Annotated in this window: 14 protein-coding genes and 1 riboswitch; of the genes, 7 read left to right on the forward strand and 7 right to left on the reverse strand. The window is 43.0% G+C overall.

The window, feature by feature from the left end; all coding sequences use genetic code 11:
- Window positions 1–141 precede the first annotated feature (141 nt).
- Window positions 142–540, reverse strand: coding sequence for a transcriptional regulator SpxA (spxA, locus tag IGI96_RS00880; protein WP_003127030.1), 399 nt, complete (start codon window positions 538–540; stop codon window positions 142–144).
- A gap of 709 nt (window positions 541–1,249) precedes the next feature.
- Entirely contained in the window at window positions 1,250–2,986 is a 1,737-nt protein-coding gene (locus tag IGI96_RS00885; protein WP_438784783.1) for an ABC transporter ATP-binding protein, read from the reverse strand.
- A gap of 244 nt (window positions 2,987–3,230) precedes the next feature.
- Between IGI96_RS00885 and IGI96_RS00890 the strand changes: the two genes are divergently transcribed.
- Window positions 3,231–3,965: an HAD family hydrolase gene (locus tag IGI96_RS00890; RefSeq protein WP_128432182.1), complete on the forward strand. Its 735-nt coding sequence runs from the start codon at window positions 3,231–3,233 to the stop codon at window positions 3,963–3,965.
- A 47-nt stretch (window positions 3,966–4,012) separates the two neighbouring features.
- On the opposite strand, the gene IGI96_RS00895 is transcribed toward IGI96_RS00890, so the two are convergent.
- Genes IGI96_RS00895 through IGI96_RS00905 form a run of 3 tightly spaced genes read right to left on the reverse strand, consistent with a single transcriptional unit; the run spans window position 4,013 to window position 11,446 of the window.
- The gene (locus tag IGI96_RS00895; protein WP_438784784.1) at window positions 4,013–7,177 is read right to left on the reverse strand and encodes a DEAD/DEAH box helicase; all 3,165 of its coding nucleotides are present in this window, start codon (window positions 7,175–7,177) and stop codon (window positions 4,013–4,015) included.
- Window positions 7,178–7,193: 16 nt separating this feature from the next.
- A complete protein-coding gene (locus IGI96_RS00900) occupies window positions 7,194–10,322 on the reverse strand; it encodes an AAA family ATPase (RefSeq protein ID WP_438784785.1) in 3,129 nt (1,042 codons plus the stop codon).
- Window positions 10,323–10,324: 2 nt separating this feature from the next.
- Window positions 10,325–11,446 carry an exonuclease SbcCD subunit D gene (locus IGI96_RS00905; RefSeq protein ID WP_016610825.1) on the reverse strand — a complete coding sequence of 374 codons (1,122 nt, stop codon included), beginning with the start codon at window positions 11,444–11,446 and terminating at the stop codon, window positions 10,325–10,327.
- 254 nt (window positions 11,447–11,700) lie between these two features.
- Here IGI96_RS00905 and anmK point away from each other — a divergent pair, with 254 nt between their 5' ends.
- From anmK to IGI96_RS00920, 3 genes are all read left to right on the forward strand, one after another.
- Complete coding sequence (gene anmK / locus IGI96_RS00910) at window positions 11,701–12,861, forward strand: anhydro-N-acetylmuramic acid kinase AnmK (RefSeq protein ID WP_438784787.1); 1,161 nt, start codon at window positions 11,701–11,703, stop codon at window positions 12,859–12,861.
- Between the two features lie 21 nt (window positions 12,862–12,882).
- Complete coding sequence (locus IGI96_RS00915; RefSeq protein ID WP_128432186.1) at window positions 12,883–14,178, forward strand: PTS sugar transporter subunit IIC; 1,296 nt, start codon at window positions 12,883–12,885, stop codon at window positions 14,176–14,178.
- 117 nt (window positions 14,179–14,295) lie between these two features.
- A complete protein-coding gene (locus tag IGI96_RS00920) occupies window positions 14,296–15,387 on the forward strand; it encodes a DUF871 domain-containing protein (RefSeq protein WP_128432188.1) in 1,092 nt (363 codons plus the stop codon).
- A gap of 53 nt (window positions 15,388–15,440) precedes the next feature.
- On the opposite strand, the gene IGI96_RS00925 is transcribed toward IGI96_RS00920, so the two are convergent.
- Window positions 15,441–16,076: a lysophospholipid acyltransferase family protein gene (locus IGI96_RS00925; RefSeq protein ID WP_311953833.1), complete on the reverse strand. Its 636-nt coding sequence runs from the start codon at window positions 16,074–16,076 to the stop codon at window positions 15,441–15,443.
- 137 nt (window positions 16,077–16,213) lie between these two features.
- Here IGI96_RS00925 and IGI96_RS00930 point away from each other — a divergent pair, with 137 nt between their 5' ends.
- Window positions 16,214–16,948: a tRNA1(Val) (adenine(37)-N6)-methyltransferase gene (locus IGI96_RS00930; protein ID WP_438784788.1), complete on the forward strand. Its 735-nt coding sequence runs from the start codon at window positions 16,214–16,216 to the stop codon at window positions 16,946–16,948.
- Window positions 16,938–17,216 carry a GIY-YIG nuclease family protein gene (locus tag IGI96_RS00935; protein WP_005229675.1) on the forward strand — a complete coding sequence of 93 codons (279 nt, stop codon included), beginning with the start codon at window positions 16,938–16,940 and terminating at the stop codon, window positions 17,214–17,216. The genes IGI96_RS00930 and IGI96_RS00935 overlap by 11 nt, the downstream gene beginning before the upstream one ends.
- An 85-nt stretch (window positions 17,217–17,301) precedes the next feature.
- On the opposite strand, the gene IGI96_RS00940 is transcribed toward IGI96_RS00935, so the two are convergent.
- Window positions 17,302–17,994, reverse strand: coding sequence for a hypothetical protein (locus IGI96_RS00940; RefSeq protein ID WP_118215461.1), 693 nt, complete (start codon window positions 17,992–17,994; stop codon window positions 17,302–17,304).
- A 231-nt stretch (window positions 17,995–18,225) separates the two neighbouring features.
- Window positions 18,226–18,298: riboswitch (Fluoride riboswitch) on the forward strand.
- Between the two features lie 91 nt (window positions 18,299–18,389).
- On the opposite strand from IGI96_RS00940, the gene IGI96_RS00945 reads away from it, so the two are divergent.
- The gene (locus IGI96_RS00945) at window positions 18,390–19,601 is read left to right on the forward strand and encodes a chloride channel protein (protein ID WP_074932972.1); all 1,212 of its coding nucleotides are present in this window, start codon (window positions 18,390–18,392) and stop codon (window positions 19,599–19,601) included.
- Window positions 19,602–19,606 lie beyond the last annotated feature (5 nt).

Genomic DNA, 19,606 nt, shown 5'->3' on the forward strand with positions numbered 1-19,606 from the left:
CTCACTTTTGCTACTCACTATAGGTTCATTGTATCGAAACCTGATAAAAAGTAAAGAGAAAACGAATATCCTCTTAAGAAAAACGTAAAAACTCAAAAAAAGACTCACTTTCAAAGAGAAAGCGAGTCGATGAAGTCAAATTTATAATCCTGCCATTAATTGCGCTTGTCTTAGTTCCAGTTGGCGAACATCCCTAGGTAAGAACCGACGAATTTCATCTTCGTTGAACCCAACTTGCAATCGTTTTTCATCAATCATGATCGGACGACGCAATAATCCTGGGTTTTCTTGAACAAGTGTCAATAAATCTTTTAGGGGCAGGTCATCTAGATCCATATTCAACTTTTGGAATACTTTGGATCTGGTGGAAATAATTTCTTCTGTGCCATCTTCTGTCATTTGAAGAATTGCCTTAAGCTCAGAAATATTTAACGGTTCTGAAAAAATATTTCTTTCAACAAAAGGGATTTCGTGCTCTTGTAACCACGCACGAGCTTTGCGACAAGATGTGCAACTTGGGGAAGTGTATAGTGTCAACAACGTGCATCTCTCCTTTTTAATTTTCAATCAAGCAAGTCCTGTTCCCTCGCTTGATTTCAATTATACAGGTTTAACTAAAAAAAATCTAGTCTAAATCTCATATTTTTTAATAAAACTCGAAAGTTATATTAAAAGCGAAACCTTTAAGGCAAAAGGTTTCCTTCAAAATGTTTATTTTTAAATGAGAAAACTCAAATTTTTTTTTAATATTACTTCTTTTATACAACAGTGTGTCAAAGGTGTATCAAAAAGATGTCAGAATATTAAAATATTCTTTTAAGAGAAGGCAACGTTTTTTAATTTCTCTTCGACAATTACAGATGTAATCAAAAACTGAGAGAAAAACCAAGGCAGTCGCTCAATCGTTTTCAAAAGAATTTTTTCACGATCCTTCCTTTGCCGAGAAACGATCGCGCTACAAGGAAAATGAATGTTATTTTTTTGTGCGAGTAATCGCAACCACTCTCTTTCTTCTTGGTTTTATTGTATCACATTCCTTTTTAATCAGAAAACCATAGAAGCATTTCTGTCATAATCTGCTATAAAACAGCTGCAGAAATGAACATCTGCTTATAAATGAAAAGGGTTTCTCACAAAAAACTCAGTAAAAAACGATCAATCCAAGAAGCCAGCCAATTTGTTGCTTGGTCACTGACAAAGCATAATAGACTGTACTATTCTTGAACTGATCGTTTACCATGTCTTTCTTCTAAGCGAGTGTTGGTTCTCGGTCACGAGCAAATTGAGCATCATGCAATGCACGATAATGCCCTTTTCTCGCCATCAACTCTTCATGGGTTCCTTCTTCTAAGATCCCCTTCTCACTAACGACAATGATTCGTGTTGCATGTTTGATCGTTGCGAGGCGATGGGCAATGATCAAGGTTGTACGCCCATCTGCCAAAGAATTCAATGATTCTTGGATCACTTGTTCCGTTTCGGTATCTAACGCTGAAGTTGCTTCATCTAAAATCAGAATCGGCGGATTTTTCAAGAACATCCGAGCAATCGCTACTCGCTGCTTTTGGCCACCGGATAATTTGACGCCTCGTTCACCGATGACCGTATCCAAGCCATCCGTCATTTGATCAATGACTTTTTCTAAGTGTGCCAATTTGACTGCCTTTAAAATCTCCTCTTCTGTTGCATCAAGTTTGCCATAAGCAATATTTTCTCGAATCGTTCCTGGGAAAAGAAAAACATCTTGCTGCACCGTACCAATCTGCTGACGTAAAGATGCCAAGGTCATCTCCTGAATATTGATGCCATCAATCGTAATGGCGCCTTCCGTGACTTCATAAAACCGCGGCAACAAGTTGCATAACGTTGTTTTCCCTGAACCACTTTGTCCAACGAAGGCGATCGTCTCACCCGCTTTGATCGACAAGTCGATGTGATTCAAGACTTTCGTCGCATCCGCATAGGAAAAAGAAACATCATGGTAGACGATGTCTCCCTTTAAGGAAGTTACTGCCCGTGCCCCTGGCTTGTCTTTGATCGTCGGTTCTTTATCCAACTCTTCGGTCAAGCGTTTGAAGCCAGCGATTCCTTTCGGATAGCTTTCGATCATCGTATTAACCTTCTCAATTGGTCTAACAAAGACATTTGACAATAAAATAAACCCTACGAACTGACCGTTCGTCAGTTCACCTCGAATCACGTAGTAGGCACCAAAGATCAGAGCAAACAAGTTGATCAACCGAATCAAGAAATAATTGTACGCTGAACTGATTGCCATTACCTTATAAAAAAGGATCTTAGACTGCCGATAAATCTCACTTAACCCGTCAAAGCGTTTATGTTCAAACGTTTCATTGGCAAATGATTGTGTCACTCGAATGCCACTGACAGATGCTTCCACTCCGGCGTTGAACTCACCGAGATTATCATAGATCTGTGTGTTGACTTTGGTCATTTTCTTATTGAAAAAAACCAAGGCGATCGTGATCAAGGGAATCAACGCAAATGTTGCCACAGCTAATTGAACATGCATATTTAACATCAATAGGAATGAACCGACCAAAGTCATGATGGTAATAAAAACATCTTCTGGCCCATGGTGAGCGACTTCAGAAATCTCAAAGAGATCCGAAGTCAAACGACTGATCAGCTTGCCAGTCTTTTGATTATCATAATATTCAAAAGATTGCGTTTGCAGATGTCGAAATAACTCTTGACGCATATCAGTTTCAATATTGACCCCAAGTTTATGACCATAAAAAACCACGATATATTGCAACACAGTATTGATCACATAAAACAAGAACAAGCCTAAGCAAGCCAACAGTATTAGGCGAAAGTTGTTCTGGGGCATGATCTTATCGATTACTTGGTTGACGGCAACTGGAAAGGCTAGTTCCAATAAACCAGCAAATACCGCACAAGTAAAGTCGAGTATAAATAGTGACCGATACGGTCGATAATAACGAAAAAACCTTTTTAACACATTTCCCCCTCCTCAATAGCTATCATTATAAGCAACTCTCAGTAGAAATGCAAAATGAGAAACATGTGAAAATGGGTAAAATTCACTATAATTTTGAAAACCTATAAAGACGCGGATTTCTAAAAACAGTAAATAAAACCTTTATTTTACAGGGATTTCCCTCTTTTTTTTACAGGAATAATGGCTTATGATTGATTCGAAAACAAACTGAAAATTTTCACTAATTCTGAAAGGCGTGTCTTTTTTGATCACTAGTATTCTTTTTGATGTCGATGATACCTTATATGACCAGCAACAACCATTTCGCAATGCCGTAACCTCCTGTTTCCCACAAATAGCCCACAAAGATTTAACTGCTCTTTACTTACGATTTCGGGTGCACAGTGACGAGCAGTTTGGACGGGTATTGGCAAATGAATGGACGCTAGATCATTTTCGCTATTTTCGACTGACCCATTCATTAACGGATTTAGGGTACTTACCTATTACAATGGAAGAAAGCTGTAAATTTCAGCTGTGTTATGAACAAGAACTAGATGCCATCACGCTGCATCCTGAAGTTGAGTCAACTTTGAACTATTTGTCCACATTGCCAGTCAAACTAGGAATTATTACCAATGGTCCCACTGACCACCAGCAAAAAAAATTGGATCAGTTGCAACTGACTCGATGGATCAAACCAAAGCATATGATCATTTCACAAGCAACTGGTTATCAAAAGCCGCAACTAGAAATTTTCCAATTGGCAGAAACCGCCTTTGCGCTTGATCCGGAAACCACACTGTACGTTGGTGATAATTTTGATAATGACGTGGTTGGCTGTAAGAAAGCCGGTTGGCAAGCTTTGTGGTTCAATCATCGTCTCCGTCAAGCGCCTAGTGGATTGGAAGACTTACCCGATGCATCGATCACTGCTTTTTCACAGCTGCAAGACAGTATTGACACACTGATGCAAGTGCCTGCATACATGTATAACTAAAAAAAGATGGACCTTCGCTCCTGCGGCAGGTCCATCTTTTTGATTGGCTAACTTTCTTCGCCGATACTCAATATCAAGCGAATATCTTCTTCTGTCATTTGTTGAAGCTGTGTTTCATTGCCTTGGATCACTTTTTGGAAAAGCTCACGTTTTTCTTGTTGCAACGCATCCATTCGTTCTTCAATAGTTCCTTCAGCAATCATTCGCCAGACTTCGACAACATTTTTTTGACCGATCCGATGAGCTCGTCCAGCGGCTTGTTCTTCCACCGCCGGGTTCCACCACAAATCGTATAAGATCACGGTGTCTGCGCCGGTCAGATTCAGTCCTGTTCCACCTGCTTTTAACGAGATCAAGAAGACGTCCTTTTCTCCACTATTGAAGGCATCGACCATCGTCAAACGATCTTGCGGCGGTGTGCTGCCTCGCAAGTAAAAGGACTCAAACCCTTCTTGTGCTAGCTCTTCTTCAATGATCGAAAGCATGCTAGTAAACTGAGAAAATAACAGCACACGACGCCCATTTTCTTTGGCTGCTAAGAGTAAATCTTTGACCTGTTCAAGTTTCCCAGAAGACCCTTCATAATCCTCCACGAATAATCGTGGGTCACAACAGATTTGCCGCAGTCGAGTCAAACCAGCTAAGACACTGATTCGATTTTTACGAAAAGACGTAGAATCCATTTGCGCGATTTCTTCCCGCATTTGCCGCAAGTACGCCAAATAGATTTTCTTTTGTTCTTCTGTTAAAACACTGTAATAATTTGTTTCCAATTTTTGCGGCAAATCATGCAGCACGGATTTTTTGTCTCTTCGCAAAATAAAGGGTTTGATCATTTTCGCAATTTCTTGCGTAGACAGTTCTTTAAATTTCTGCTTGTTCGGGAAAAAGCCTGGCATGATCATTTGGAACAAGGACCACAATTCTTCTAAATTGTTCTCGATCGGTGTGCCGCTGAGGGCGAACCGCTGTGGAACTTCCAACGAGCGCAAGGCCTGTGCCGTTTTGGTCGCACTGTTTTTGACCATTTGCGCTTCATCTAAAATCAAACAAGTCAGATCTAGTGCTTGATAGGCATCAATGTCTTGCCGCAAGCTTGCATAAGAAGTGATGCGGACGTCCGCTGGCTGCGCCATCTGCCCTTCGCGCTCTTCTTTCGTTCCGCTGATGACAGACGCGGAAATCGTCGGCGCAAACCGTTTGATTTCTTGCTGCCAGTTGAGTGTTAGACTCGCCGGTGCCACGATCAATGCATTCAATTTTTGTTTCTCTTGTTTTTCTGAAAGTAAATAGCTGATCGTCTGAACGGTCTTCCCTAACCCCATTTCATCGGCAAGGATACCGCCAAATTGATAGTGGCTCAACATTTTTAACCAACGGAAGCCAACTTCTTGGTATTGCCGCAACTCAGCATGCAAGTTTTCTGGCAGCTGCGCCTCAAAGTTTTCTGGGTGGATCAAGTCTTCCGTCATCTGCTGAAAACCGGCGCTAAAGCTGGCTTGATCAGCAAACTGCTCTTGCAGGAGCAGCCCTTGATTCAAAGGAACTTGGATCGCCCCATCCTTCGCTTCTAGTGAAAGACGCAATTTTTTCAGGGCAGCACTTGCTTCTTGAAACTCTTCCGATTCCAATGAAAGGACTTGCCCATTTTCAGTGGTATAAAATTGTGCAGACTGTAACAGGCTGCGCAAGACCTCATTGATCTCTGACTCTTGAATGCCGCTGACATCAAACTTGATATCCAACCAAGAACCATTTTCTTCGATAACGATTTCTGGTCGATGGTGTTGGGCGTCAAGGTAAAGTTCCCGCAGCTTCTTGCCGATACGGACTTCACCTAATTGCCTTAAAACAGGGATCTCCCTTGTAAAAAAGGTATAAAGTTGTTCCCCCGCAGGTAAGCTTTTTTGCCAATTTTTAGTGCTCGCTTGATAGCCAAAGGTTTCAATAATCGCTTCAATTCGTGCTTCTTGTTGAAAATCACGTAAAATCTCGGGATGATTTTCTGGCATATAGTGATGTTTTTCATCACTTGAAAAAACGACTTCTCCATAAGTGAAGTCTACTTGTAAATCGACTTGTCCTTTGATTTTCCGTAACGAAAAGACGGCTTTCAATTCAGACTCTTCGATTTCATTTTGAACTTCAGGTGCTACTTGGACACGCCCGATTTTTCGCAAATAAGGCAATACTTTCATAAAAAGATTCGCTAGTTCTTCTTTCGGATAGTCGATGACTGGCTGTTCAAATCGTTTAAACAACTGTTGCATCGTGACATAGATTTCCTTTTGTTCGACAGTCAGTTCATAAAAGGTTCCATCCAGCAGACCCCAATTATAATAGCTAAGTAAATGGTCAAAATCTTTCACGAATTCCAGCGGAAAATGATCCTCTTGTTTTGTGACTGAAAACGACAAAGGTTCACCGATTTGAAAATCGGCTTCATTGACTTTTGTTTCACCAATGGTTATTTGCGTATAGACTTCGTTTAACTGTAACAACAATTCTTTGCCGAACTCAACTGGTAGCAGCAAATACTTTTTGTCAAGTTTACCACTGATCTGAATGCCTGCTTGCCCGATTAACTGTTGCGTTTGCGCGATTCCTGCCAATCGATTCAACAAGGCTCGATTTTTCTCATCAAAGGCATCCGCAGATAGAAAGAAGGCCTGCTGCTTATTCGCTGCGTACTGCTTGTTTTCTTGGTACATCTGCAAAAATTTATAAATGTTTTTAACGACATAGGTCCGTGCGGTGCCACGATGGCCGACTTTGAGGGAAATCCCTAAGATATCCATTTCTTGATGGTAAGGATTGGTGGCGATGGTATCTATCCGAAATTCAACCTGTAAGGGTTGGCTCGTTTCTTTTTCGCTCCCTAAGCGGGCAAAGCCGTTGGAAAACATCTCTGAAGCAGAAAAGGCTTTTTTGATGGGGGTTTGCTCATTGATTTTTCGTGTTTTCCCTTGTTTGCGTAGATAAAGTTCGACTGCCACCGTGTGTTTGCAATAATGATGCTCTTCCCAGTACGGACATTGGCAATAATCTACCTCTTTGGCTGTAGCATCTAAGGTCACTAAATACAATTCTGTCCCCAATACTTCTGCGTGCCACACATTTTTTTCTTTGTCTGGTGTGACAGATAAGACGCGATCTTCGTTGACATACGTTCTGCCACGCTCAATTACTTTTTCTGGAATACTCCACTTCATAAGAGCCCTCCTCTCCTTATTCTTTTATTCGGATCCGGCTTTGCCCGCTGCCGTTAGTTTCTACGAAAACTTGCTGCAGGATTCTTGCCCGCAGTTCTCGAACATGACTGATGATCCCAATCATGCGCCCTTCATTTTCGATCATTTCTAATGCTTCCATCGCCATTTCCAATGATTCTTCATCAAGCGATCCAAAGCCCTCATCAATAAAGAGGGCTTCGATCTCGATCCCACCAGCTCGTTGCTGGATCACATCCGCCAAAGAGATCGCCAACGCTAAGGCAGCAATAAAGCTTTCACCGCCTGAAAGTGTATGAGCTCTTCTGACTTGTCCCGCATTATCGTCATATATGTCAATTTCTAAGCCTGTTGAGCTTCGATAGCTCCCGACTTTATCCGCTAATTCAAATTGATAGCGGCCACGAGTCAACCGAGCCAAGCGTTCATTGGCGACTTCTAAGATCTCTGTCAGAAATTGCTGCAGTACATACCGTTCCAAGCTGGTTTTTTTGACGTTTTCACCGTTGATGGTTTCTGCCAACTGCTGAAGTTGGCCTAATTGGGCCAGTTCTTCGACATTTTGCTGATAAATGACCTGCAGCTCGTCAAACAACCGTTGATTTCCGTTGACTTTCTCCTGTTTGCGAACTGTTTCTTGCTGTAGTTCCTCCATCACGGTCTGCAACTGAAGGTAGTCAGCTTCCAATTGGTTTAAATCGATCGCAGCTTGCTCTTTTAACTGTGCATCTAACAATGCTAGCCGTTGCTGTACAAACACCGTTTCTTGCTCATAGGTTTTGATTTCTTCTGAGAGAACGGTTGTTTGAGCGGCTTGGGCAATCAATTCCCGCATCGTTTCCTCAGTCATACTAGCTTCTTGAAGTCGCTGCGTCAGTCGTTGTTCTGCTTTTGTCTTAGCCGCTTGCTTTTCTTCAAAAAATTGCTGCAGATTTTTCAGCTTCTCTGAAAGAATCGCTTGCTGTTCGTTTAGCTGCGCTTCTTGTCGGGCATCAGCCTCAATTTGTTGCGTATATTCCCTCAGTAAACCATTGGTTTTTGCTAAATCGGCTTGTAATTGTTCATACGTTGCGCCTGCAAGTTGTTCCTGTAAAGAAGCCAATTTCCCCTCCGCAAGCTGGCGCGCTTCTTGGGCTTTTTTCGCTTGCTCACTGACTTGCTGATAGGACTCATTTAACGTTGCTAATTTCTCATTTACTGCCTGATGTTTCTTCTGCGCGTCTTCATAAGAAGCGGCTTTTTGTTGATTGAAAGATTGCCGTTTCTTTAGTTCCGCTACCGTCGTTTCCTCGGTAATCGTCTCTTGGTTTTCTATCGGCTGCAAGGCAGCAAATGCCTGTTGAACTGTAGTCCAAGCGAATGCCACTTGCTTCTGCGCAGCAGCACTGGTGGCTTGCCATTCGCTGATTCGCAATGAGGCTTGCTCCTGCAGCGTTTGATTTGCCGATACTTGCTGCTGGATCTTCGTCAATTTTTCTTGTGTTTGCTCCAGTCTTTGTTCACTGGCAATGATGTCTTCGATGCGATAGGTCGTGTGCTCCTGTGTATTCGGATGATCCAAGGATCCGCAAACCGGACAGGGTTCATTTTCTTCCAGCAAAAGACGAAGCCGAGCAATTTGCATTCGAGCATTTTGACTGGTTTCTTGTTTTAACGTTTTTTGCAGCTCCAGCAAGGATGCTGCTAATTGCTGTTGTTCAAGAACCAACTCCGAATGAATTTGTTGCTGTTCCCCTGCTTTTTGCTCGGCTTCACGAAACTGCGCTTTTGCTTGCTGCCATTTTTCTACCAGAGCCTGCGTTTCTACCAATTTCACCGCTTCTGCTTGAAACCCTCGCAATGCTTCGATTTCTTCTGCCAGATGCTGCGCTTGCGCTTTGGCACTTGCTTGCGCTTGGTTTATCTTCGTTAATTCGGTGGTCTGTTGTTGTGCGGCTTTTTCAAGTTGCACCACTTCTTCTTGCTGCGCTTGTGTGCGCTGTGCTAGCGGGATCTGCTGCTGGATTCGTTGAACTTTTTGACTAGCAGCTTCCTGTTTTTTCTTGATGCCGTCAATCAACGCTCGTTGGTCTTGCCAGCTTACTTGTTGCTGCTGAATTTCTTGCAGCTGCCGCTTTGTTTCGTTGATTTGCTGAGTAGCTTGCTGTGCTTCTTTCACTCGTTCTTCTTTTTGCTGCATGATTTCTTGATGTTCAAGCGCCCACACCAACTGGTTCAACTGTGCTTTTTTCTGAGCGATCTCGTTTTTTTTAGCATGCAGCTCTCGGGCTTTTTCTTGTAGACCTTGCCATTCGATCCGTGCATTTTCAATTTCTTTTGCACGGTAAAAAGCGTCTTGCGCAGCTTTCATTTCTTGGATCGCTTGGTCTTTTTTGTGCAATAACTGCTGAAGCTGCGCCTGTTGTTTTTCTAAATCCTGCGCCCACAAAGTCAGACCTTCCGCAACCGTTAAAACCTCCTGCGCTTCTTCCCATTCAAAGCGCTCCATGATTTGCGAGGCGAGCAGCTGCTGATGCTCAAGCTTTTTACTTTGTGCTTTGACTTGCTCTTTCAACCATTCATTAAATTGTTGATACATTTCCGTGCCAAATAAATTCCGTAAAACGCGTTCTTTCTCATTGCTGCTGGCAATCAAAAAATTACGAAATTCTCCTTGCGGCAACATCATGATTTGAAAAAACTGTTTGGCATCCAGCTGCAGCAGATCCTTGATAAATGCATCAACTTCTGTGCGTTTACTGATCTGCTTTTTCTCTTTGCCTTCGGCGTCAAAAATCGTCAGCTGGACTTTTGCCGTTTGGTTGGTGACCCCGTCACCACGTTTTTTTGCTAAGGTCTGTTCCGGTTTCCGTTGGATCTGGTAGGTAAAACGCTGATGTTCAAAAGTAAAGGTGACGCTGGTCTCTTCGGTTGGTGAAGCAAACATCGAGCGCATTTCTTTGCCTGAGCGCAGATTCCCCGATGTTTCACCGAACAAGGCAAACGTCATGCCATCGAAAATCGTCGTTTTTCCTGCACCCGTTTTGCCGCTGATCAAAAACAAACCGCCAGCTTGCAGCTGACTAAAATCCAATTTTTCATCAATGAATGGACCAAAATTTTTCATTTGTAAAGACTTCGGTTGCATGACTATTCCCTCTTTTCCACGACAAATGCTTCATTTAATCCTTGTTCGATCCACTTGGTTTGTGCATCGAGCAATGAATCTCCCGTCATCTCTTGAAAAAAATGACTGATCAAGGCCTGCGGGTCGGTTTCTCGTGTCGTTAGCTGTCTTTTTTTCGTCTGTTCTCGACCATTCAACCGTTCGACAGACAAAATAAATGGATAGATCTTTCGCAACTGATTCATCATATTTGGAATCACAGCACGATCCGTCAGCAGAAAATGCCAAAACGCCTCACGATCCAGCTCACGGTAAAAAACCGGATCGATCAACTCCTCAAAGGAGGCTGTCAGTTGCTGGATATCCCTTTTTGGTATCAGGGGAATAAATTCATTTGTGTTTTTTACAGTATCAACAAGATAGACCCCTTTTTGGTTCGTCCGTTCAGAAAGGGAAAATTTCAGCGGAGAGCCACTGTACCCGATTTTCGGATGTTTCAGGGCGGTATTGGCATGTAAATGCCCCAAAACGACTCGATCAAAAGGTGCAAAAGCTGTGGTCGGCACGCTGTCCAATCCGCCAACTTGAATTTTCGTTTCAGAATCCGTTTGGCTAGCGCCCGCCACAAAAAAATGGGTCACTAACACTTGTTTTTTTGACGAATCAAAGTGCTTGGTCATCTCCTCGATCACTCTTTGGACACTATCTGAAATTTTCGTTAACGGTTCGTCAAAAAATAAGCGCGCCTCGATCGGTTCAAAATAAGGCAGCAAAAAGAATTGTGTATCGTCAAACTCGACCGGTTGTAAACTTTGTTCGATGCTGGTGGACAGATAAAAACGCGTTTGCTGAAACCACTGACTACCAGTTTCTAGCCGCGTTGGGCTATCATGGTTTCCTGAGATAGCCAATAAAGGCAGTTCATTCGTTAGATTGATTTCTGCGATTTTTTCATTCAATAATTTGACCGCATCGACAGCGGGAACGGAACGATCATACAGATCACCTGCAATGACGATGGCAGCGGCTTTTTCTTCTAAAGCGATCGCAATGATTTGATCGATAATTGCTCGCTGGTCCTCCAGCAGATCATAGCCATGTAGTTTTTTTCCGATGTGCCAATCAGCTGTATGTATAAAGCGCATTTCTTCACCTTCTTAAAAAATATCCTTCCAACCATTATACCACTTTCCCTGATCGTTAGACATCTCTCTGCCAGCGAAATTTCACTTACCACCCATTTTTGATAAAAAGAGCGAACACCTGACATCATTATGTTGAAATGTTTTTTCAATTATAAATTTATATCTTGAAATATAATTACACTTCATTTACAATGAGTGTGAAATCGAATTCAACAATCGCTTTCATCACTATTCTAAAAGAAAGGAGAAACGCTATGCTTGCAATAGGACTAATGTCAGGAACCAGTTTGGATGGGATCGACGCTGCTTTAGTAAAAATCAATGGCTGCGGCACCGAAACAGACGTACAGCTGATGGAAATGGTCACGCTACCCATTGGTGAAGAATTGAAGGAACGAATAAAAACTGCTTGTGATCCGGTGGAATCAAATGTTCCCCTCATCTGCCAATTAAATACTGAATTAGGGTATCAATTTTTGAAAGCGTGTCAAATCCTCTGCCAAAAAGCTGGTATTGAAGAAAAAAGCATTGATTTTGTTGCCAGCCACGGACAAACGATCTGGCACTCCCCCGATTCTGATCCAGCGAAAAACAGCACCTTGCAAATTGGCGAACCTTCGATTATCGCTTATGGCTTACAAACGAAAGTCGTCGCCGATTTTCGAGTGATGGATATGGCTGCTGGCGGTCAAGGCGCCCCTCTTGTTCCTTATACAGATTATCTGCTCTATCAATCAGACAGCAAAAATCGTTTGCTGCAAAACATTGGCGGCATCGGCAATGTTACTGTACTACCAAAAAGTGGCAGCTTAAACGAGCTGTATGCCTTTGATACAGATCCAGGAAACATGGTCATTGATGAATTAATGGTTCAGTTATTCGGCCAGCCTTATGATGCGTTTGGTGAAACAGCCCGTGCGGGAGCAATTATACCCACCTTGCAAAAGGAATTAAGAACTCATTTTTATTTGTCCCAGCAACCGCCGAAAAGCACCGGGCGTGAGCTTTTTGGAAAACATTTTGTTCAGCAGTTATTGACCAAGTATCCCGAAGCAGCACCTGAAGACTTGGTGAGGACTTTAACCGATTTCACCGCTTTTTCCATCGCTGACAGTTACCAACGGTTCATTTTTCCTCAGTTGGGAACAAACGATCTGGAAGTGATTCTCTCGGGCGGCGGTGCCCACAATCATCTACTGATTGAACTGATCAAAGGCTATTTACCAGAATCAGTAGCCGTTGGAACACAAGATGACATTGGCGGTTCCAACGATGCCAAAGAAGCGGTGGCTTTTGCCATCTTAGGAAATGAAACCCTTCACAGCCGTGTCAATAATGCCCCTGCAGCAACCGGGGCAGCCCAAGGCGTGATTTTAGGGAAAATCATTCCGAATCCATGGGAAGCAAAAATGTAAAAGACCTTAGGAGGATAAACCATGTTAGATAAATTCACTCAATTCATCGAGCGCCATTTGGCAGGACCGATGGAAAAACTTGGCAGCCAGCGTCACTTGCGGGCGGTTCGTGACGGGATCGTTTCAACCTTGCCATTGATCATCGTCAGTTCGTTCTTTATGATTTTAGCCTTTCCACCGCTGCCTCAAAGTTGGGGCATCTATCAATTCTTGTCTAGCAATGCCACAACGATCTTATTGCCTTATCGAATGACGATGTACATTATGAGCTTGTATGCGTCATTCGGGATCGGATACAGTCTTTCTCGCTCTTATAAGCTTGATGGTCTTTCTGGCGGGATCCTAGCTACGACCGCCTTCTTACTGACCTTTACCCCTGTCAATATCCCAGCAGAAGCCTTGGATGCTGCTGGAACGGTCGGCTTTGTCTTGCCAATGGCCAATTTAGGGAGTGCTGGTATGTTCGTGGCGATCATCACCTCGATTCTTGCCGTTGAAATCTATCGGTTAACGGACAAATCGAAATTTAAAATCACGATGCCAGAACAAGTCCCACCTGCAGTCGCTCGTTCTTTCGAAGCCTTGACCCCTACCTTAGTCATTATTTTAGGAATGGGTGCGATCACTTACTATATCGGCTTTGACTGGCACACGATCGTGGCAAAAGTCGTCGATCCTTTAGTCAGTGCCGCAGACACCTTGCCAAGTGTGCTTTTGATCACCTTCTTGACGACCTTCTTCTGGTCATTCGGGATCCATGGTGCTTCTATCGTTGGTTCACTGGCTCGTCCATTATGGTTGCAGTTATTGGAAGGAAATACGACTGCGCTTGCTTCAGGAGATATGATTCCCAATATCGCAGCCGAACCATTTTATCAATGGTTCATCTGGATCGGTGGGGCTGGTTCAACGATTGGTTTGGCTATCTTGTTAGCGTTTCGCACCAAATCGGAATTCGGTTCAAAGCTAGGAAAAACAGCCTTGATCCCAGCTATTTTCAACATCAACGAACCACTGATTTTCGGTACACCGATCGTTTTGAACCCAATCTTGATCCCACCTTTCATCATTGCACCACTGATCAATGGCGTCATTGCGTGGGTCGCTACCTCAGCTGGTTTAGTCAATGCAGTTACGGTCAATGCCCCTTGGACATTGCCTGGACCAATTGGCGCTTTCTTAGCGACTGGCGGCGATTGGCGTGCGATCGTGCTGAATGTTCTTTTGATTCTTTTATCGATCCTGATCTATTACCCATTCGTAAAAATCTATGACAAAAACGAATTGGAAAAAGAAAATCAACCAGTCGTACAATAATGTGTAAATAACGGTCGTACGAAGCACCCACCAAGACAAACAGAAGAAGCCTTCCTCAGCAGCTTTTTCCAATGCCAAGAGGTGCTTCGTGCGGTTTTTTAGAAAGAAGGAAAACCATTGAAACGAGAAATTGGCCTTTCGATTTACCCCGACCATAGCGATCCTTTACTGGATCAAGACTATTTAAAAAAAGCTGCTGCCCTTGGTTACTCTCGCTTATTTATGAGTATGCTAGAAGTCAGTGAAGGCAAAGAGATCGTCAGAAAAAAATTCTCTTCGATTATCGGCTTTGCCAAGAACCTTGGCTTTGAAACGATATTAGATATTTCGCCTGCTGTTTTTAGTGATCTGGCGATCTCTTATGACGATCTTAGCTTCTTTGCAGAATTAGGTGCGGACGGTATCCGCTTGGATCAAGGGTTTGATGGCAATAAAGAAGCCCAGCTGACCTTTAATCCATTTGGCTTGGCGATTGAATTGAACATGAGTAATGATGTGAACTATTTAGAAAATATCCTTTCTTATCAAGCCAATGAACCTTTTTTATATGGCTGCCACAATTTTTACCCCCAACGAGGCACAGGCTTAACGGATACTTTTTTCCGCAGCTGCAGCCAACGTTTTAAAAAATACGGGTTGAAAACAGCCGCCTTCATCACTAGTCAATCAGCCAAAATTGGCCCTTGGGAAGTCAATGATGGCTTACCGACCTTAGAATCTTGTCGAGATTTACCATTGGCGCTGCAAGGGAAGCTGCTTTTTGCTTCTGGGTTGATCGATACCGTGATTATCGGCAATGCTTACGCGTCGGATGCAGAGCTGAAAGCTCTGGCGGCGATCAATCGTTACAAGCTGACCTTTGGCGTTTTCGTAGACGCAGAGGCCAGCGAAATCGAACGGAGGATATTAGCCGAAACCAATCATTTTCGTCGTGGTGACAGTAATGCGTTAGTCGCTCGTTCCACACAGTCACGGGTGAAGTACCGTCCCATCGAAAACCTCCCTCATACAAACCAAGAACCTTTTGCCTATGGGGACATCGTTATCGGCAATGATACCTTTGGCCAATACAAAAACGAATTGCAGATCGTTTTGACCCCTCACCAAGACACGCGAAAAAACAAAGTCGGCGCCATTTCAAATGACGAGCTGCCTTTGTTGGAATATTTAAAACCGTGGACCAAATTTGCTTTCGAATTATTGGATTAACTCATTAGAAAAAAGCCGCTGATCACAAAAGGATCAGCGGCTTTTCTTAGGTATTAATCTTCTCTTTTGGACTCATCGATTCGATAAACAAATGACGGATCAATTGCTTGATCCAGTGTGTCAAATGCACCCTGGATGCGCCGTTCGACTTCCGCCAAGCCCTCTTTGTCCATCTTTTTGATGTCACTGATGTCAATGGGCTCCCCAAAGCGGACGGTTACTCGCTTGCGTTTAAAAAGATCTTTTAACGTCAGCGGTCCTTGATAAACAGAGGGAACGATCTTGACCTTAGCCATTTTTGCGATCAACGCCATGCCGCCTTTTAAAGCCGTTGCGTGTCTCGTACCACTTGGAAACATGATCAAGCTAAGATCCGTTTCCTTTAAAATTTTGACTGGCGTCTTTACCGCGCTCGGTCCCGGTTTGTCTCGTTTGACTGGAAAAGCATTGGCATGGATCAAAATGAACCGTAAAATCGGGTTTTTGAACAGCTCTTCTTTCGCCATAAAACTAAATTTCTTTGGTCGAGCAGCCACTGCTAGGTACAATGGATCCCACCAGGTTCGGTGAGGAGCCACTAAAATGTAGTTTTCATTTTTAGGTAAAACCTCTTTGTTTTGATAACGAGCATTGCCGTTGATCAAAAATAATACTACGCGAACCACACCGCGCATAAAGCGAAAAAACATACTCATTTTCCTTTCTATTTCTCTCCTATTCAAGTATGCAAAAAAACGGTTTAAATGACAAGCATTTTTTAGCGTTTCCCATTATTCTTAATCGTAGTATAATACATTGAAATGAATTTAGAACAGGAGTATGCTTCATGTTGCAACCGAACGAACGCATCGACCAATTGTATGCCGATGACATCAAGATCATTCAAAGTTCCGAAGTTTTTTCTTTTTCATTAGATGCTGTGTTATTAGCAAATTACGCTAGAGTGCCAAAAAGAGGCGTAATCGTTGACCTTTGTGCAGGGAATGGCGCAGTTGGTTTATTTATCAGCAAAAAAACGACCGCTCATATTTATCAAATCGAATTGCAGGAACGCTTAGCGGATATGGCGCAGCGCAGTATCGAATTAAACGACTTGCAAGACCAGCTGACGGTCTATCCTATGGACTTGAAGAACCTCTTTCAAAAAATCAAACCTGATTCCGTCGATCTTTTGGTCTGCAATCCGCCTTATTTTAAAAATGTACCGACGGCAATCAAAAACCCGAACCCCTATTTAGCGATCGCCCGGCATGAGATCACCACAACTTTAGATGAAGTGATCCAAACCGCCAGCAAAGCGTTAAAAATGAACGGACGGTTTGCGATGGTTCATCGCCCGGATCGCTTTCTCGATATTTTGGACCATATGCGCGCCCATCGAATCGCACCAAAGTGCGTCCGCTTCGTCTATCCGAAAGTAGGCAAAGAGGCCAATATTTTATTGATTGAAGGAATCAAGGATGGCAAGGCGGATGGCTTTAAAATTGATTCCCCTCTCATTACCTATGATGAAACGGGTGCCTATAGTCCCGAAGTGAAGGCGATGCTCTATGGCTGCTGAGAATCATTATTTTTATGTCTTGCGTTGCAACGATCAATCCTTCTACGGTGGTTATACCACTGATTTGAGCCGCCGCTTATTAGAGCACAACAAAGGGATCGGAGCAAAATATACCCGTCCTGCTAGTCGCAGACCATTACAAATGATCCATGCGGAAAGCTTTTCCACTCGCAGTGAAGCCACTCAAGCAGAAGCAGCCTTCAAAAAATTGTCTCGCAAAAAGAAAGAGGACTACCTGAGCAGCCATAGCGAGAGTAATGTTATCTGACCAAGCATACAAAAAACTACCTGCCCACGGAAGATTCCTGGTTGAAGGAGCTTTCTTTCGTGACATAGGTAGTTTTCTTTTATGGTTATTCATTCCTATTCGGTAACGCCCATTGGGTTTGACTTTTCCCAAATTCTTTCGGGATCACAGAATCAACGGATTGATATTCGAGGGTTTCTTGGGTCTTTGGAATCGTAATTGCCGTTAAATAGTTGTTGGTTTCGGAATAGAAGCCGATTGTTTCAAAGGAAGGATCAGTCAAATGGTATTGAACCCCCTGCAGCTTAGCCGTTGTTGCCTCTTCCACAAATGTCGGTTGATAGCGAGCATAGTAAACCTGGGCGCCCATTTTAAAATATACGGAGTTATGAGCAGATCCAAGAAATTCAATCGCCCGTTCCACTGGTACTGCTTGATAGATCCCTAAAGTTTCAATCGCTTCATTGCTTTGGATGCGCTGATAAACTGCTGTAGTATCAGATTCGTAATATTTATAGCCTAGAAATATTTTTTCGCGGTCTCGGATATTCGGTGTGATCAGCGCATTATACGTTTTGAATTCACCATACACTTGATCTCCAATAAAAAAGCCTAGCAGACACGCAACGACTATGCCGCCAAGCAATAGCGTCACTTTCGGGTTACGGTTTTCTCGATAAAGCAGAACCATCAGGAACCCTAATAATGCGATCAGACCAACCACCATGAGAATTGGTAGGATCACATAGTAAAAACGCTCACTTTGCAGCCATTTTTCGATCGTCATAAATGCAATCATTCTTTCTTCCCCTTCGATTCCTCACTACCTACTGTTTTTCCCTTGGTTAACCAGTAGAAGGATCGTCCTTTCATCCCTTTTCTTGCCAGTGACTCTTCCGACGCTCAATTCACATGTAAATTCTTATGAAATTAATTTTACCACAAGTATGTATAAAAGATAAGTATTAGATGGATTGCTTTTCGCGACCAGCATCCATTGACAAAACGAGGGTTTTATCAGATAATATTGATGCTAATAGGGAATGAATGTCTCCCTCAGTTCTTACTGAAACCGCAATTTTGCTAATGACTTCTACCACTTTTTTTAGTGTGTAGTAGTCATTTTTTATTTTCACTCGTTCGTCATAGTTGCAAGAGCATTATTCCTACATTTTTTAAAGGATCGTGATAGAAATGAAGAAACAAGAAACAACGTATTTTGAACTGACTGCATTAGGTTTGCTCAGTCTGGTGATTGGGGTGCTTGCTGGAGCTGTTGACACTTTCTTTGGCAAAATTTTGCTGTTCTTAAGTGCCTTCCGTGAAAGTCATTTTTTGCCATTGATTCTCTTCTTACCAATTATCGGTATTTGCTTTACTTACCTTTTCCAAAAGTATGGCGATCGGAGTCCTCAAGGAATGAACTTAGTGTTTTTAGTCGGGCAGGAAGAAGAAAAAGATATTCCGCTGCGTTTGATTCCTTTTGTAATGGTGGGAACCTGGCTGACGCATTTATTTGGAGGAAGCGCAGGCAGAGAAGGAGTTGCGGTTCAGTTAGGTGCCACCATCGCCAATCGTTTAGGAAATTGGCTGCGACTAGAAAAGTACGCCAGCACCCTGATCATGATTGGGATGGCTGCGGGATTTGCTGGTTTATTTGAAACCCCCATCGCTGCGACGTTCTTTGCATTGGAAGTGCTTGTCATCGGTAAATTCAGTCATCATGCCCTCTTACCTGCTTTGCTGGCTGCTTTCACTGCTAGTACGACTTCTCAATGGTTAGGTTTAGAAAAATTTAGTCTTATGTTGCCTCAATCCGTCGATTTGACGATACCTGTTTTTCTGAAATTACTTGTGATTGGGTTGATTTTTGGTATGGTTGGCGGCAGCTTTGCGGGCTGTTTAGAAACGATGAAACGCATCATGAAGCGGCGCTTCCCGAATCCACTGTGGCGTATTGGGATTGGCGCATTGGCGTTAGTCTTGCTTTTTGTTCTGTTGTATCAAGGGCGTTATTCAGGCTTAGGAACAAATTTGATCAGCGCGAGTTTCACGAAGCAACCGATCTATTCTTATGATTGGCTGCTTAAGTTGGTGTTGACCGTATTGACCATCAGCATTGGTTTTTTGGGTGGAGAAGTCACCCCTTTGTTTGCGATTGGCTCTTCTTTGGGGGTCGTGTTGGCGCCACTGTTCGGACTGCCTATCGAACTGGTAGCAGCACTAGGCTATGCCAGTGTTTTTGGCAGCGCCACTAGCACCTTACTTGCACCGATCTTTATTGGTGGAGAAGTCTTTGGCTTTCAAAATCTACCCTTCTTTGTGATCGTCTGCTCCGTCGCCTACTTTATCAGTAAACCTTATAGTATCTATCCTTTACAAAAAAGATCGGCAAAGGGACAATGAACCAC

The sequence above is a fragment of the Enterococcus sp. DIV0421 genome (genome assembly GCF_051713745.1).
Classification (GTDB): Bacteria; Bacillota; Bacilli; order Lactobacillales; family Enterococcaceae; genus Enterococcus_D; species Enterococcus_D casseliflavus.